Annotated in this window: 17 protein-coding genes; 8 read left to right on the top strand and 9 right to left on the bottom strand. The window is 67.7% G+C overall.

Annotated elements, in window-relative coordinates; all coding sequences use genetic code 11:
• Positions 1-9: 9 nt before the first annotated feature.
• From AC07O3_RS06625 to AC07O3_RS06615, 3 genes are read right to left on the bottom strand one after another with little or no spacing between them, the layout of a single operon-like run.
• A complete protein-coding gene (locus AC07O3_RS06625) occupies positions 10-528 on the bottom strand; it encodes a Smg family protein (RefSeq protein WP_495338878.1) in 519 nt (172 codons plus the stop codon).
• A 34-nt stretch (positions 529-562) separates the two neighbouring features.
• Positions 563-1702, bottom strand: coding sequence for a DNA-processing protein DprA (gene dprA, locus AC07O3_RS06620; protein WP_495338877.1), 1140 nt, complete (start codon positions 1700-1702; stop codon positions 563-565).
• 33 nt (positions 1703-1735) lie between these two features.
• Positions 1736-2953, bottom strand: coding sequence for a LysM peptidoglycan-binding domain-containing protein (locus AC07O3_RS06615; RefSeq protein ID WP_495338876.1), 1218 nt, complete (start codon positions 2951-2953; stop codon positions 1736-1738).
• Positions 2954-3112: 159 nt separating this feature from the next.
• Between AC07O3_RS06615 and def the strand changes: the two genes are divergently transcribed.
• Genes def through AC07O3_RS06590 form a run of 5 tightly spaced genes read left to right on the top strand, consistent with a single transcriptional unit; the run spans position 3113 to position 6189 of the window.
• Positions 3113-3631, top strand: coding sequence for a peptide deformylase (def, locus tag AC07O3_RS06610; RefSeq protein WP_093055375.1), 519 nt, complete (start codon positions 3113-3115; stop codon positions 3629-3631).
• A gap of 5 nt (positions 3632-3636) precedes the next feature.
• Positions 3637-4149 (top strand): hypothetical protein, encoded by a 513-nt coding sequence (locus tag AC07O3_RS06605; protein WP_093055377.1) that lies wholly within the window; start codon positions 3637-3639, stop codon positions 4147-4149.
• Positions 4146-5105, top strand: coding sequence for a methionyl-tRNA formyltransferase (gene fmt, locus AC07O3_RS06600; RefSeq protein WP_495338875.1), 960 nt, complete (start codon positions 4146-4148; stop codon positions 5103-5105). Before AC07O3_RS06605 ends, fmt begins: the two co-directional genes overlap by 4 nt.
• On the top strand, positions 5105-5845 hold the full coding sequence (locus tag AC07O3_RS06595; RefSeq protein WP_093055381.1) for an AzlC family ABC transporter permease: 741 nt from the start codon (positions 5105-5107) through the stop codon (positions 5843-5845). Before fmt ends, AC07O3_RS06595 begins: the two co-directional genes overlap by 1 nt.
• 32 nt (positions 5846-5877) lie before the next feature.
• Entirely contained in the window at positions 5878-6189 is a 312-nt protein-coding gene (locus tag AC07O3_RS06590; RefSeq protein ID WP_093055509.1) for an AzlD domain-containing protein, read from the top strand.
• 106 nt (positions 6190-6295) lie between these two features.
• Here the strand turns inward: AC07O3_RS06590 and AC07O3_RS06585 are convergent, their stop codons facing one another.
• From AC07O3_RS06585 to AC07O3_RS06560, 6 genes are read right to left on the bottom strand one after another with little or no spacing between them, the layout of a single operon-like run.
• Entirely contained in the window at positions 6296-7270 is a 975-nt protein-coding gene (locus AC07O3_RS06585; protein WP_093076202.1) for a Bug family tripartite tricarboxylate transporter substrate binding protein, read from the bottom strand.
• A 40-nt stretch (positions 7271-7310) separates the two neighbouring features.
• Complete coding sequence (locus AC07O3_RS06580) at positions 7311-8276, bottom strand: MBL fold metallo-hydrolase (RefSeq protein ID WP_495338874.1); 966 nt, start codon at positions 8274-8276, stop codon at positions 7311-7313.
• Positions 8273-8476 carry a DUF2783 domain-containing protein gene (locus AC07O3_RS06575; protein ID WP_093055387.1) on the bottom strand — a complete coding sequence of 68 codons (204 nt, stop codon included), beginning with the start codon at positions 8474-8476 and terminating at the stop codon, positions 8273-8275. The genes AC07O3_RS06580 and AC07O3_RS06575 overlap by 4 nt, the downstream gene beginning before the upstream one ends.
• Positions 8473-10122 (bottom strand): FAD-dependent oxidoreductase, encoded by a 1650-nt coding sequence (locus AC07O3_RS06570; RefSeq protein WP_495338873.1) that lies wholly within the window; start codon positions 10120-10122, stop codon positions 8473-8475. Before AC07O3_RS06570 ends, AC07O3_RS06575 begins: the two co-directional genes overlap by 4 nt.
• 7 nt (positions 10123-10129) lie before the next feature.
• Entirely contained in the window at positions 10130-11251 is a 1122-nt protein-coding gene (locus AC07O3_RS06565) for an alpha/beta hydrolase family protein (RefSeq protein WP_093174343.1), read from the bottom strand.
• Positions 11244-11786, bottom strand: coding sequence for a VOC family protein (locus AC07O3_RS06560; protein WP_093174341.1), 543 nt, complete (start codon positions 11784-11786; stop codon positions 11244-11246). The genes AC07O3_RS06565 and AC07O3_RS06560 overlap by 8 nt, the downstream gene beginning before the upstream one ends.
• A gap of 91 nt (positions 11787-11877) precedes the next feature.
• On the opposite strand from AC07O3_RS06560, the gene AC07O3_RS06555 reads away from it, so the two are divergent.
• The 3 genes from AC07O3_RS06555 (at position 11878) to pyk (ending at position 15618) form a co-directional block, all read left to right on the top strand.
• On the top strand, positions 11878-12783 hold the full coding sequence (locus AC07O3_RS06555) for a LysR family transcriptional regulator (protein ID WP_093174339.1): 906 nt from the start codon (positions 11878-11880) through the stop codon (positions 12781-12783).
• Between the two features lie 91 nt (positions 12784-12874).
• Positions 12875-14080 (top strand): phosphoglycerate kinase, encoded by a 1206-nt coding sequence (locus AC07O3_RS06550; RefSeq protein WP_093174294.1) that lies wholly within the window; start codon positions 12875-12877, stop codon positions 14078-14080.
• Between the two features lie 89 nt (positions 14081-14169).
• Complete coding sequence (gene pyk / locus AC07O3_RS06545; protein WP_093055398.1) at positions 14170-15618, top strand: pyruvate kinase; 1449 nt, start codon at positions 14170-14172, stop codon at positions 15616-15618.

The raw sequence follows: 15618 nt of genomic DNA, 5'->3' as shown, positions 1-15618 counted from the left end.
CGAGCCTGGTCAGTGAGCCGTGCGGCCTTCGCGGCTTTCGCACAGTTCGTCGAGCACCAGCGCATCGGGCTCGATGCCAGTGCTCCAGTGCACCATCAACACGATGATCTTCAGCTCGTCGAGCGCCACCGGGTCGCCGGGCGCCGCCATTGCGCGCTCGACGACGATCTCGCGCAGGCCGCAGGGCAGCACGTTCGACGATTCGAGAAAGCGGATGAAGCCGAGGCATTCGGCACCAAGGTGCTCTTGCTCGGCCTGCGAGTAGATGCGCATCGCGTCGTCAGATTGGGGCATTGCCGCTTCGGGTGTGCCCCGAAGAATGACCGTGGCGCTGGCCTCGTCGTTGGCGCTGCGTTCGATCTGCATGCCTTGCGTTGCAAGGCTGAGGCCGTCGAGCCAGTGAAGGGCCTCGCGGATTTCTTCTGCCTCGAAGCCGTGTGCACTGAGCTTGCGGCCCAGTTGCTCCGGCTCTGGGCAGGCATCGCCGCGCCAATAGTTTTCGTACACAAAAACAAGCACTTCGAACATGAGCCCAATATAGCCGACGTTCGTGCAATCCAGACTAGGTGGAAGCCGCTCGCTGGAAGAGTCCGCCCGGCAGGCGTGAGATATGGCCTTCCAGCTCGAGTTCGAGCATCTTCGCCTGCAGCGCGGCCGCACTCCATCCGGTGCGCGCGCTCAGTGCGTCGAGGCTGACGGGGTCGAAGCCGAGGGCCTCCAGCAGCGGGTCTTCGGTGGTGGCGGCCGGGTGCCCGTTGCCGGCAGAGGGCGCGGCCGCAGCTGGTGCCCCGAGGGGCGGAAGTTCTTCGAGGATGTCGCTCACCGACTCCACCAGCTTCGCGCCCTGGCGGATCAGCGCATGGCAGCCGCGCGATTGCGGCGAATGGATCGAGCCCGGAATGGCGAACACTTCCTTGCCCTGCTCCGAAGTGAGCCGCGCGGTGATCAGCGAGCCCGATTGCAGCGCCGCCTCGACCACCAGCGTGCCGCGCGCCAGCCCGGCGATGAGCCGGTTGCGCTTCGGAAAATTCTGCGTGAGGGGCGGCGTGCCCAGCGGCAGCTCGCTCACGATCAGCCCCTGCAGCGTGATGCGGTGCGCCAGGTCGCGGTGCCGCGCGGGGTAGACGCGATCGAGCCCGGTGCCCACCACGGCCACCGTCGCGAGCCGCGGGGCGTCGCCGGCCGCATCGAGCGCGCCCTGGTGCGCCGCGCCGTCGACGCCCAGCGCGAGTCCTGAGACCACGGGCAGCCCCGCCTCGCCCAGCGCCCGAGCGAAGCTGCGCGCATTGGTCGCGCCCTGCGGCGTTGGATTGCGGCTGCCCACCACGGCAATGCTGTGGCCGAGCTGCGTGAGGTCGAAGCCGGCGGCGCCGACTACATAGAGCATCAAGGGCGGGTCGGCCATTTCGAGCAGCGAGGTCGGGTAGCTGGCATCGCCCAGCGTCACGACGCGGCGCGAGACACCGTTGTCGGTCGTGTGGAGCCACTGCCAGGTCTGGTCGATCTGTGTCTGCAAGCCCACGGGCGGTTGCAGCAGCGCCTCGGCCTGCGCAGAAGAGACGACCTCGCGCAGCGCGGCATGCGGCTGCGCGAAGACGCCCTCGGGCAGGCCAAAGGCCGCGAGCAAACGGCGCGCGGCACCGTCACCGATGCCGGGCGTCAGTGAAAGTCGCAGCCAGCCTGCGAGTTCTGCGCGTTCCAAACGAGTGTCGAGAAGGAAAGCCGGAGTCGCAGGTCAGGGATTGACGAGGAAGTCGCCGGCGCGCGGAGTGTCGTTGATTTCGAGCACCAGCGCGTACGAAACCTTCTCGAAGGTGCGGAACACCATCAGCAGGCCGATGCGTTCGTTCGGCAGCTTGATGGTTTCCTTGCGGGCGCCGGTGCGGTCGAGGATGGTTTCGCCGTTCTTCAGGATGGCCAGCACGTGGCCGTTGTCGATGCCGTCGCGCGTGCCCTTGTTGATGGCCACCACCTGGTTCTGCGCCGCGAACTGCACCGCGTTGCCGTAGACCGAGATGATGCGGCCGTCGACCTGTGTCGACGGTGCGCGCGGCACGTAGCTCAGCAGCTGGCGCGGCGGCTCGGGCAGCAGGCGGTCGCCGGCGCGCATTTCCTCGCGCGACGCGATGATGTCGATGCTGGCCGGCACCACGGTGATGACGTCCTTGTCTTCCACCGTTTCGACGGTGGTCGATTCGCCGCGCTGCAGCCGGGCCTTGCCCAGGTACTGCGCCTCGTAGCCGAGGATTTCGCCCGTGCCCGGGTCCTTCAGCGGCGTGGCGTTGCGGAAGATGCGGAAGTTCTGCACCGGGCCCGGTGTCTCGACCAGCGGCGATTCGGCGTTGCCGCGGGCATAGGCTCGGTCGCCGCGCGACAGCAGCACGCGGCTGTCGTTGCCCGCAACGATGCGCGGGGCGCTTTCCAGCGTGCCGGCGTCCACCACGATGGGTTCGCTGAGGAAGGGCTCGATGATGCTCGGGTTGAGCGTGGGCAGTGCCATGCCGGCCAGCGAGTCGAAACGGGTGCGAGGTGACAGCTTGATGGTTCCGCCGTCGCCGCTGAAGCCGCCGCGGCGGGTGGTCAGGCGGGCGCGGCCACCGCTCTTGTCCAGGTAGAGCACCTGGCCCGGATAGATCCGGTGCGGGTTGGCGATTTCATTGATGTTCATGCCCCACAGCTCCGGCCAGCGCCAGGGGTGCAGCAGGTAGAGGCGGGAGATGGCCCAGAGCGTGTCGCCGGACTTGACGGTGTATTCGTCGGGTGCCTTGGGCGACAGTTCGTTCAGCGGCACGCCGGCCTGGGCGGTCTGCTGGGCGGTGGCGCGTTGTTGCGGCGTGACGGGGTAGTTCTGAGCCCAGGCTGTCGTGGCGCCGCAACTGCCGATCACCGCCAGGGCTATCAGCGTGGCAAGGAGGGAGGGGCGCTGGCGGTCGGTGAGTCTGAGCTTTTTCATGTCTGGATGGGTGAGCGCGCGACGTATCGCTGCGCATACGAATCTCACAATTTGCTACGAATTCTGCGCTGAACCCCTTGGGAGGGCAACGTTTTCGGGGCCAGATGGCGCGTCACGTCGCGGAATTGGCGAAAATAGCCACAACTTTCCCCCGATTTCATGGCCAAACGAATCATTCTGAGTTACCCGGACAAACGCCTGCACACCGTGGCCAAGCCGGTGCAAGGCGTCGACGCACGCATCAAGACCCTGGTCGCCGACATGCTGGAAACCATGTACGACGCCAACGGCATCGGCTTGGCAGCGACCCAGGTCGACGTGCACGAGCGCCTCGTCGTCATCGACGTGTCCGAGGAGCGTAACCAGCCGATCGTGCTCATCAATCCCGAAATCACCTGGGCCAGCGACGAAAAGGTGCTGAACGAAGAAGGCTGCCTGTCGGTGCCCGGCATCTACGACGGCGTGATGCGCTCGACATCGGTCAAGGTGCAGGCGCTCGACGAGAACGGCGAATCGCGCAGCATCGAGGCCGACGGTCTGCTGGCCGTGTGTATCCAGCACGAACTCGACCACCTGCTGGGCAAGGTGTTCGTCGAATACCTCTCCCCCCTGAAGCGCAACCGCATCAAGAGCAAGCTGCTGAAGCAACAGCGCGAAGACATGCGGGAACGGGCTTGAACGCCATGGCGGCACGGCGCTTCGGCTCCCTTGCGGCACTGGGGGTCTTCGCGGTCGCCGGGCTGGGGCTCATTGCCGGCTGCGCCAACGAACCCACGCGCGTGCAACCCGGTGCCACCGCCGCCGACACCCTGCAGCGCCTGGGCGCCCCCACCGGTCGCTACCCGCTCACTGGTGGTGGCGAGCGGCTGCAGTACTCGCGCATGCCGGCCGGCTTTGAAGTCACCGACATCGACGTCGACGCTTCGGGCAAGGTCGTTTCGGTGACGCAGGTGCTCAGCGAAGCGCGCTTCGGCTACGACATCAAGGTCAACCAGTGGCGCCAGAACGACGTGATGGCCTTCTATGGCCGTCCCTATGAAATCACCCGTGTCAGCTCTTTCGACGGTGCAGTCTGGACCTGGCGCTACAAGGCCGTGAACGAGCGCCGCATGCTGTACATCTACATCGATCCGACCGGCGTGGTCCGGCGCTATCACACGGGGGACGATCTCGATTTCGATCGGATCCGGGATTGAGCCGCCTCAGAGTCGTTTTTGCGGGCACGCCCGAGTTCGCGCGCGTCGCCCTCGAAGCCATTGCCGCCGCCGGCCATGACATCGTGCTGGTGATGAGCCAGCCCGACCGCCCCGCCGGCCGCGGCATGAAGCTGCAGGCCTCCCCCGTCAAGCAATGCGCTGTTGCCAACAACTGGCCCGTGGCGCAGCAGCGCAGCCTGCGACTGGACGGCAAGTACCCCGACGAGGCCTCGGCCGCGCGCGACACCCTGCTGGCCGCCAGGCCCGACGTGATGGTGGTCGCGGCCTATGGCCTGATCCTGCCCCAGTGGGTGCTCGACCTGCCGGCGCACGGCTGCCTCAACATCCACGCCAGCCTGCTGCCGCGCTGGCGCGGCGCTGCGCCCATCCACCGCGCCATCGAGGCGGGCGACGCCCAGACCGGCATCACCATCATGCAGATGGACGCCGGCCTCGACACCGGCGACATGCTGCTGCGCGAGGCCGTCGACATCGGCAGCGATGACAACACCGCGCGCCTGCACGACCGCCTGGCCGATCTGGGCGGAAAGATGATCGTCGAGGCGCTGGCGCACATCGGTACGCTCACTCGCACGCCGCAGCCCGCCGAAGGCGTCACCTACGCCAACAAGGTCGAGAAGCACGAAGCGCTGATCGACTGGGCCCAGCCGGCCGACGCCATCGTGCGCCGCATTCGCGCCTTCGACCCGTTCCCGGGGGCCAACAGCCCGCTCGACGGCGAGACCGTCAAGCTCTGGGCCGCCCACTCTGCAGGCTCGCCCGAGGCGTCCGCCGCGCCGGGCACGATCCTGGCCGTCAGCGATGCCGGCGTGGCCGTCGCGGCAGCCGACTCGGTCGTGAACGTCACCGAACTCCAGCGTCCGGGCGGCAAGCGCCTGCCCGTGGCCGATTTCCTGCGCGGCTTCGACCTGAAGCCCGGGCAGGTGTTCGGCTGATGTTTCTCTCGAAAAGCATCCGCAGCCGCCCTGAATTCCGCGTCGGCATGCGCGACATGTCCCCGGTGGCGATGGGCATCGGCGCGTGGGGGCTCATGACCGGCGTGGCCATGGTCAAGTCGAACATGAGCACGGTCGAGGCGCTGGCGATGACGCTGCTTGTGTACGCGGGCAGCTCGCAGCTGGCGGCGATTCCGCTGCTGTTCGCGGGCGCCCCCGCCTGGGTGATCCTGGCCACGGGCTTCTGCGTCAACCTGCGCTTCGTGGTGTTCAGCCTGCACCTGCGGCCCTACCTCATGCACATGCCGCGCTGGCGCCGCATGACGCACGGCTACCTCACGGCGGACATGAGCTACGCGCTCTTCACGAAGAAGTACCCGAAGCCGCCGCTGACCATCGCCGAGCAGGAGTCGCAAGAGGCCTACCTCACCGGCAATTACTTCGTGACCTGGGGCGCCTGGATGGGCATGAGCCTGCTGGGCGTGGCGCTGGCCAACTTCATTCCGCAGACCTGGGGCCTGAGCTTTGCTGGCGTGCTGAGCCTGGTGGCCATCGTCTGCTCGATGGCAACGACGCGCCTGCGCGTGCTGGCCGCGCTGATTGCCGGCGCCACTGCCGTCGCGGCTTACTCGCTGCCGCTGAAGCTCAACATCGTGGTCGCCATCGGCGTGGCCGTGCTGCTGTGCTTCTGGCTCGAAAAGCAGTTCGGCCTCGACCCCACCGCGGAGGACGACAAGTGAGCGGAACGGGCGCGAGCACCGACTGGTGGACCATGGGCGTGATCGTCGGGCTGGCGCTCGTCACCGTGCTCACGCGCTGCTTCTTCTTCATCCTCGACCGGCCCTGGGGCCTGCCCGAGTGGGCGCACCGCGCGCTGCACTACGCGCCGGCCGCCGCGCTCGCGGGCGTGATCGCGCCCGAGATCGTCATGACGCAGGGCCATCTCATCACCACGCTGCACGACGCCCGCCTGTATGCGGCGGTCGTCGGCGCGGCTTACTTCTACTGGCGACGCGGCGTGCTGGGCACCATGCTCGCCGGCATGGCGGTGTACCTGCCGCTGCACCTCGGCCTGGGCTGGTAACGGGCGGCCGCCGCCGGGCCGCCCCAAGGCGGGCCGCGCCTCCCCCTTGGGGGGTGGAGTTACACGCAGCGAAGCGAAGTGAAAAGCCCGGGGGGCTCGTGGCTCGTCAATCCAGCTTCACGCCAGCGGCCGCAATGATCTTTCCCCAGCGCTCGCTCTCGGCGCGAGACAGCTTGTAGAAATCCTGCGGCGTTCCGGGCAGCGCCTCGAAGCCGAAGTCCGCGAACAGCTTCACCACCTTCGGCGCCTTCATCGCCTTGTGCAGTTCGCCGTTGAGCCGCGCCACCGTTTCGGGCGGCATGCCGGCCGGGCCGATCAGGCCGTGGAAGGCGTAGGCGTTGACGTCGCTGAAACCAGCCTCGACGAAGGTCGGCACCTCGGGCAGGGCGCTCGCGCGCTGCGGCAGCGCTATGGCCAGCACCCGCACCTTGCCCGACCTGATGATCGGCAGGCCCGAGGCCAGGTCCAGCATCATCGTCGGCACCTGGCCCCCCATCACGTCGGTCATGGCGGGCGCGGCGCCCTTGTACGGCACGTGCGTGATCGTCAGGCCGGCCTTCTGCTTGAAGAGCTCCATCGCCATGTGGTGCGGCGAGCCGTTGCCGGGCGAGGCGTAGCTCACCTTGTCGGGGTTGGCCTTCACGTAGCGCACGAACTCGGCCACGTTCTTCGCGGGAAAGTCGGGGTGCACCACCAGCGCCACCGGAAAGCGGCCGATGGTGCCGATGTAGGTGAAGTCGCTTGCAGGCTTGTACGGCAGCTTGGCGAACATGTGCTCGTTGAAGAGCAGCGCCGCGTTCTCGGCCTGCATGATCGTGTAGCCGTCAGGCTTGGCCTGCATCATCACGGACACGCCGATGTTGGTGGACGCGCCGGGCCGGTTGTCGATGATGAGCGGCTGCCCGAGCGAAGGCTGCATCGCCTCGGCGAGCGTGCGAGCCAGGTTGTCGGTGCCACCGCCGGCCACGTAGGGCACGATCCATTTGACGGGCTGGCTGGGGTAGGCGGCCGGCTGCGCCGATGCAAGGCTGCTGGCCAGCGTGAGGGCTGCACTCAGCAGGGGCAGAAGGAATCGCTTCATCGTCTCTTGTCTCCGTTGCTTGTTTTGAAATCGGTTCAGGTCATTCGCCGCGCAGCGTCTGCCAGAGCTCGCGGTCACGCTCCGCGGTCCACACCACGGGGTGCTCGATGCCGCGCAGTTCGTCGTACGCGCGCGAGACGTCGAAGGGCAGCACGTGCTGGAACACGGGCCAGTCGCCGAAGCGCGGCGTCATCGCCGCCTCGGCGCGCGCAAAGCAGCCCTTGAGCGTGTCGCCCGCGGCGATGCCGGCCTTCACGCTGTCGAGCAGCGTCGAGAGAAATGCCTTGGTCAGGCCGATGGCCTCGGCGCATGCGGCTTCGTCCTGCAGCACCGCGCCGCGCCCGGGCACCAGCATGCGCGGCTTCAGCGCCGCCACCGCGTCGAGCGTGCCGGCCCAGTCGCCGATGTAGGCGTCGCCCGCGTACACGCCGCAGCGGTTCTCCACCACGTCGCCCGAGAACAGCACGCCGCAGTCGGGCAGCCATGCGACCGTGTCGCCGCCCGAGTGACCGCGGCCCAGCGCCTTCAGATGCATTTCACGGCCACCGCCGAGCTGCAGCGTCATCTCGCGCTCGAAGACCTTCGTTGGAAGAGTCAGGCCAGGAATCTCCTCGACGCCGGCGAACAGGCGCGGAAAGCGGCCGACCTCCGAATCGAAATCGGCCTGGCCGCGCGTGCGGATCCAGTAGAGCGTGCCGTTGCTCGCGATGATGTCCTTCACTTCGTCGAAGGCGCTTGCGCCCATCACGCGCACCGCGTGGTAGTGCGTGAGCACGATGGTGCGGATGGGCTTGTCGGTCACCGTGCGAATGGCCGCGAGAAAGTCGCGCGCCATGCGCGGCGTGGGGCGCGTGTCGATCAGCACCACCTGCTCGTCGCCGACGACGAAGCCGCAGTTGGGATCGAAGTCGCTGATGTAGCCGTAGACGTCGGGCGCGAGCTCGCGCAGTTGCGGCTTCTGCTCGCGGGTGTCGGACGCAGAGGCGAAAGAGACGGAAGTGGTCATGGGGCGGTTGTTGTCGTGGTGTCTTCGGCGGCTGCGCGGATGCAGGCGAGCAGCACGTCTTGGTCGGCGCACTGGTTGGCCAGCAGCAGCACGAGGCGGGCGTTGAGGTCGGCGCTCTGCGCGTCGGTGCGGCCTTCGTGCGCGGCGAGCAGGGCCGCGTAGAAGCCATCGGGGTCGGGAATGCGGGGCTCGGTGATCATGGGTTGCTGTCGTGGCCCAGCGCGGTGCGCAAGGCGGAGGCGATGATTTCCGGTGTGGCATTCGCCAGCACGGCGGCGCGATAGGCGTCGGGCCGCACGAGAGCAAAGCTGCCCGCATCGCCGATGCCGAGATGGCTCGCGAGCCTGTCGTCGGCCTGCAGCGTGGGTAGGCCGCTGTCGCCGCCCACGGCCAGCAGGTGCAGCGGCAGCGACGCCGTGGCGTCGAGGGCCGCCTTCGCCTGCTCGCGCGTCGGCGCGAACCAGAGGCCGATGCAGTGCGTCCCTTCGGACAGCAGCTGCATCAGCGTCGTCTCGCGGCCATCGGCCCAGCGCAGCGGCAGGTTCTGCACCGAACGCGCGCCCTCGGGTAGCAGCGGCGCGGCGGGGTAGTCGTTGGCGACCGACATGCGCCCGGTGTTCACCAGCGCCCGCGCAAACGGATGGCGGGCCGCCAGCGCCACCACGGCGCGGCGCAGCGTGTGCTCGGCCGGCGAGCGCGGCGCCAGGAAGCGTGCCGATCGGCTCGTCACCTGCAGGTTCTGCTGCGCGGCGGGTTGGCGTTCCGCGTCGTAGCTGTCGAGCAGGGTGTCGCCGGCCTTGCCCTGCGCGACCAGCGCGAGCTTCCAGCCCAGGTTCGCTGCATCCTGGATGCCGCTGTTGCCCCCGCGCGCGCCGAACGGACTCACCACATGCGCCGCATCGCCGATGAAGAACACGCGGCCATGCCGGAAGCTGTCGAGCAGGTGGTCGCGGTAGCCGTACGGCCCGATCCACACGAACTCGAACTCCACGTCCGGCCCGAGTTGCTCGCGCAACCGCGCACCCGCCACTTCGGGCTGGCTGATATAGGCCGTGTCGCAGTCTTCGGGCATCTGGTAGTCGATGCGCCACACGCCGTCGGCCATCAGGTGCTGCCATACGCCGCGGCCTTCGTTGAAGGGCGCATCGACCCAGGTCCAGCGCTCGGTCGGCAGAGGCTTCCTGAAGCGCACGTCGCTGATGCACCAGCGGTCGGTGCTGCGCGACGCGTGCGCCTCGATGCCCAGCTGGGTGCGGATCGGGCTGTTGGCGCCCGTCGCGTCGATCAGCCGGTCCGCCTCGATGGTGTAGCTGCCGGCGGGCGTTTCGATGTCCAGGCGCACGCCATCGGCCAGCTGCTCGACGCGCGTGACGCGGCTCTTCCAGCGCACGTCGGTCAGCCCGAGTTCGAGGATGCGCTCGACCAGAAACCACTCGACGTAGAACTGCTGCAGGTTGATGAAGGGCGGCTGCCTCGAGACGCTGTTGGCCTGCAGGTTGAAGTTGTAGACCTCCTGCTCGCCGGAGAAGGTGCGCCCGAACGACCAGGTGATGCCCTTGGCCGCGATGCGTTCGTAGATGCCCAGGCGTTCGAAGATCTCCAGGCTCTTCTGCGCATAGCAGATGCCGCGCGACGAGGCGCCGCGCACGCCGACGGTGTCGTCTTCGTCGAGCAGCACGGCGCGCACGCCGCGTTGTGCGAGGTCGCAGGCCAGCGTGAGGCCCGAGGGGCCGGCACCGACGATCACTATGGGGTGGCGCACGGGCTTCGTGCTGCCCAGTTCGGGCGGTGGCGTGAAGGGCCAGACCGGCAGCTCGTAGGCCGGCGCGAAAGCAAAGTTTTCCATGTCTCTTCTACAGCGCGTGCGCGAACTCGGCGATGGCGTCCGCCGCCTTGGGGATCAACTCCGGCTGACCCGCGAGATAGTGGTTGCCGCCGACGATGTCGACGTTGCGGATGCGCGACTCGCCCGCGGCCATCCACGCATCGCGCGTGCTCGGAAAGGTCGACTGGTCGCCCGTGTAGGTCAGCAGCAGCTTCGGCACCGTGGTTCGCGCGAGGTTCGTCGGCCCGTCGGCCTGCGAGCGTGACGACCATTGCGAGAGAAACGCCGTCAGCGAGGTGGTACGCCCCATCGCATTGGCCGAGTAGTTCACCTGCCGGGCGTCGCCCCACACGCTGCCCGGAAGGCGGTCGTTGGGGTCGAGCGACAGGTCCACGCAGCGCGGATCGGCATGCGTGCGATAGACGATGAAGGTCTGGTCGCGCGGCGCGCCCGGCGTGTTGCGCAGCAAGGCAAGCCGGTCGATGGCCCATTGCTCGATGCGGTCCAGCCGTGCCTTCTGCGCCGCGCTGAAGCGTGCGAGAAAGTCGCTGTCGTAGGGCACGCGGTGGCGCGGGTCGTACATGTCGAGTTCGGGGTTCACCGAGAGCGGGTCGTGCTCGTCGGTGACCGACGGGTCGATCCAGTCGCGCATCAGCCGCGTGCGGCCCAGGTGCGCGGCGCACAGCGCGATGCCGTCCACGGGCGGAAGGTCGCTCGGGTGCAGGTGCGTGGGGTCACCGTCGGGCAGGTGCGTGGCCGTGAGCTTCTCGGCCTGCGCCTGGTAGAAGCTCGCGAGCGCCGCGCCGCCCGAGTTGCCGACGAGAAACACCTTTTCGTAGCCGGCAGCGCGCAGGTACTGCACGCCGGCGCCCAGGTCTTGAATGGCACGCTCCATCAGCAGCACCGTGTCGTTGCCCACGAAGCGCGAGTTGAGCCCCATGCAGCAGATGCCGCGCTCGGCCAGCGGGCCGATCAGGTAGTGGCCCATGAAGTTGCTGGTCGGGTGCATCACGATGGCGGCGACCTTCTTCGGGCCTTGCGGTGCGCGGAAGGCGCCGTAGATGCGCGGGCGCAGCATCTGCAGGCCCGACTGGCTCTCCATCGCCGCGCCGGGCTTCACGTCGATGACGGCGAGTTGCAGCTCAGACATTCGGCGCACCCTTTGCTGCTGTCGCACGAAGTTCGGCCTTGCGCGCGGTCCACGCATCGAGGTCGGCGCGAGCGCGCAGCGCGTGCGCGTCCATCTCCGTTTGCGGCACGGTCGGCGTGGTCAGTTCCACGCGAATGCCGTTGGGGTCGAAGAAGTAGATCGATTCGATGATGTGGTGGTCGGTCACGCCCAGTACCTCGACGCCCGCGCCTTCGAGCCGCGCCTTGGCCGCCAGCAGGTCGGCCACCGAATCGACCCGCAGCGCGATGTGGTTCACCCACGAGGGCGTGTTGGGCGAGGGCAGTGCGGCGATGTCGTCGCCGAGGTCGAAGAAGGCGATGTACGAGCCGTCGCGCATCTGGAAAAAGATGTGCACGTAGGGGCAGTACTCGCCCGTGCTCGGCACGTGGTCGCTCTTGATGACGTGGGCCAGCGGCAGGCCCAGCAGGTCTTCGTAGAAGCGGCGGGTTTCCTCGCTGTCGCGGCAGCGCCAGGCGAAGTGGTGCAGCCCGCGCACGGGTGGGGGGATCGGCATGGCTCGTGTCTCCAGTGAGCCGTTATTGGGCGATGCCGCGTCTTATGATGCAATCGAAATTAATTCATCGATTGATGAAATAACCGTATATATGAATCTCACCCTGCGCCAGTTGCGCGCCTTTGCCGCCGTGGCCGAAACCGGCAGCTTCACCGCGGCGGCGCTGCAACTTCATCTCACGCAGTCGGCGCTCAGCGTGCTGGTGCGTGAGTTGGAGCGAGAGATGGGTGTGCAGCTGCTCGACCGCAACACCCGCAGCGTGCAGCTGTCGGAGGCGGGGCGCGAGTTCTTGCCGTCGGTGCATCGCCTGCTCGGCGACCTGACGAGCGCGGTGGCCGGCGTCACGGATTTGCGTGACAAGAAGAAAGGCTTGCTACGGCTTGCGGCGCCGCAGCTCATGGCCTGCACGTTGATGCCACGCGTGATCGCGCTCTACCGCGAGCAGTACCCCGACGTGGATGTGCGCCTGACCGACACGCTGCCCGAGAACCTGCTCGCGGGGGTGACGGCCGGCGACGTGGAGTTGGCCGTGGGGCAGGACGTGGCCGTCGACAGCGCCATCGAGCGCCGCACGCTGCTGCGCGACCGGCACTGGCTGATCTGCCCGCCCGGCCATGCCTTTGCCAACCGCCGCAAGGTGCGATGGCACGAGCTCGAGCCCTACACCTTCATCGCCCCCACGCGCGACTTTCGCCAGCGCGTGCTGCCCGAGCTGGCCCCGGCAGAGCGCGACTACATGTTGCGCCCCGCCACGCAGGAGGTGTCGTACATGACCACCGCCCTCGGCATGGTGGCCTCTGGGCTGGGGCTCACGGTGTGCCCGACCTATTCGGCGCCGCTGGTGCGTGCCCATGGCCTGCAGATGGTGAGGCTCGAATCGCCCGACTTTCACCGCGAGGTGTGCGTCTACAGCGCGGCGCGGCGCTCGCTGTCGCCGGCCGCCGCGAGCTTTGTCGGCGTTCTCGAAAGCTTCGCCAAGGCGCAGCAAAAGGGCTGAAAAGCATCGGAGCGCTGCAACAGGCGCGTAGAGCGGCAGTGGGGCCAAACCTACAATGCAGGCCGACCCGTCTTCCACCTCCTCCAGATCCATGAACGTCATTCGATTCACCGACCTCTGCGCACAGGGCAAAGCCGCCGGCCAGCGCGTCTTCATCCGTGCCGACCTCAACGTGCCGCAGGACGACGCAGGCAACATCACCGAAGACACGCGCGTGCGCGCCTCGGTGCCTTGCATCCAGCTGGCGCTCGACGCTGGTGCAGCAGTGATGGTCACGTCGCACCTGGGCCGCCCGACCGAAGGCGAGTTCAAGCCCGAAGACTCGCTTGCCCCCGTCGCCAAGCGCCTGGGCGAGCTGCTCGGCCACCCGTACGAAAATGGGGTGCCGCTGGTCTCCAACTGGGTCGACGGCGTCGACGTCAAGCCCGGTCAGGTCGTGCTGCTCGAGAACTGCCGCGTCAACAAGGGCGAGAAGAAGAACGACGAGGCACTGGCCAAGAAGCTGGCCGCCCTCACTGACATCTACGTGAACGACGCCTTCGGCACCGCCCACCGCGCCGAGGCCACCACCTACGGCATTGCGCAGTTCGCGAAGATCGCCGCGGCCGGCCCGCTGCTGGCGGCCGAGATCGACGCCATCACCAAGGCGCTGGCGCAACCCAAGCGGCCGCTGGTGGCCATCGTGGCCGGCTCCAAGGTCAGCACCAAGCTCACCATCCTCAAGAGCCTGTCGGCCAATGTCGACCAGCTGATCGTGGGTGGCGGCATCGCCAACACCTTCATGCTGGCGGCCGGCCTGAAGATCGGCAAGTCGCTGGCCGAGCCCGACCTGGTCGACCAGGCCAAGGCGGTGATCGACGCCATGCGCGCGCGCGGCGCCGACGTGCCGATTCCGGTGGACGTGGTCACGGCCAAGACCTTCGCGGCCGACGCGGCTGCCACCGTCAAGGACGCAAGCGATGTGGCCGACGACGACCTGATCCTCGACATCGGCCCGAAGACGGCCGCGATCCTGGCCGCGCAGCTGCGCGAAGCCGGCACCATCGTCTGGAACGGCCCGGTGGGCGTGTTCGAGTTCGACGCCTTCGCCAATGGCACCAAGGCCATCGCGCAGGCCATTGCCGAGAGCAGTGCCTTCTCTATCGCCGGTGGCGGCGACACGCTGGCGGCCATCGCCAAGTACGGCATCGAAAAGCAGGTCGGCTACATCTCGACCGGCGGCGGCGCCTTCCTGGAAGTGCTGGAAGGCAAGACTCTGCCGGCCTTCGAGATCCTGTCGAAGCGCGCGGCCGGTTGAGCAAGGCCCTGCGCGGGAAAACCCATGGGTGACTTCCGTCCGACACACAAAGTGTATACAGTAGCGAATACAAAACGGAGACTACCCTCATGAGCACGGACCGCATCCCCCGCCACGCCACCAAGATCGTTGCCACGCTCGGTCCGGCGTCCAGCACCCCCGAATTGCTGGAAAAGATGATCCAGGCCAAGGTCAGCGTGGTGCGGCTGAACTTCAGCCACGGCACCGCGCAAGACCACATCGACCGCGCCGCCATGGTGCGCGAAGCCGCCCGCAAGGCCGGCCGCGAAGTGGCCATCATGGCCGACCTGCAGGGCCCCAAGATCCGCGTCGGCAAGTTCGCGCAGGGCAAGGTCTGGCTGGAGCCGGGCGCCAAGTTCGTGCTCGACGCCTCGCGCACCGAACTCGGCGACGCCGATGCCGTGGGCCTCGACTACAAAGACCTCCCGCGCGACGTGAAGCCCGGCGACAGGCTGCTGCTGAACGACGGCCTCATCGTGCTGACTGTCGACGCCGTCAAGGGCGAGGCCGTGCACACCACCGTCAAGCTGGGCGGCGAGCTGTCGAACAACAAGGGCATCAACAAGCAGGGTGGTGGCCTCACGGCGCCCGCGTTGACCGCCAAGGACATGGAAGACATCAAGACCGCGATGAGCTTCCAGGCCGACTACGTGGCCGTGAGCTTCCCGAAGAACGCCACCGACATGGAAATGGCGCGCCAGCTGTGCAACGTGGCCGCGGCCGAGTACGGCCACAAGCCCGGCATGATCGCCAAGATCGAACGCGCCGAAGCCATCCCCAAGCTGGAAGAAATCCTGCGCGCCAGCGACGGCATCATGGTCGCGCGCGGCGACCTCGCGGTCGAGGTGGGCAATGCGGCCGTGCCGGCGCTGCAGAAAAAAATGATCCGCATGGCGCGCGACATGGACAAGGTGGTCATTACCGCGACCCAGATGATGGAGTCGATGATCACCAACCCCGTGCCCACGCGCGCCGAAGTGAGCGACGTGGCCAACGCCGTGCTCGACGGCACCGACGCCGTGATGCTCTCGGCCGAGACCGCCTCGGGCCGCTACCCGCTCGAGACCGTGCAGGAGATGAGCCGCATCTGCGAAGCCGCCGAAGCTGCCGAAGACAAGACGCTCGACGCCGATTTCAGCGGCAAGACCTACAGCCGCATCGACCAGTCGATCGCCATGGGCGCGCTGTTCACGGCCCACCACCTGGGCGCCAAGGCCATCGTGGCGCTGACCGAGTCGGGCTCCACCATCCTGTGGATGAGCCGCCACCGCGCGCACATTCCCATGTACGCGCTGACCTCGCGGCTGGCCACGCAGCGCAAGCTGGCGCTGTATCGCAACGTGCGTCCGCTGCTGATGGATTCGGAAAGCGACCGCGACACCGCGCTGCAGCAGGCCGAAAACCACCTGAAGAAGCGCGGCATCGTGCAGAGCGGCGACGTCTACGCCATTACCTGCGGCGAGCCGATGGGTGCCCCGGGCGGCACCAACATGCTCAAGATCTGCCGCGCGAGCTGA

It is taken from the genome of Variovorax sp. GW821-FHT09D05, assembly GCF_059416325.1.
This window is presented reverse-complemented; position numbering and strand designations above follow the sequence as displayed.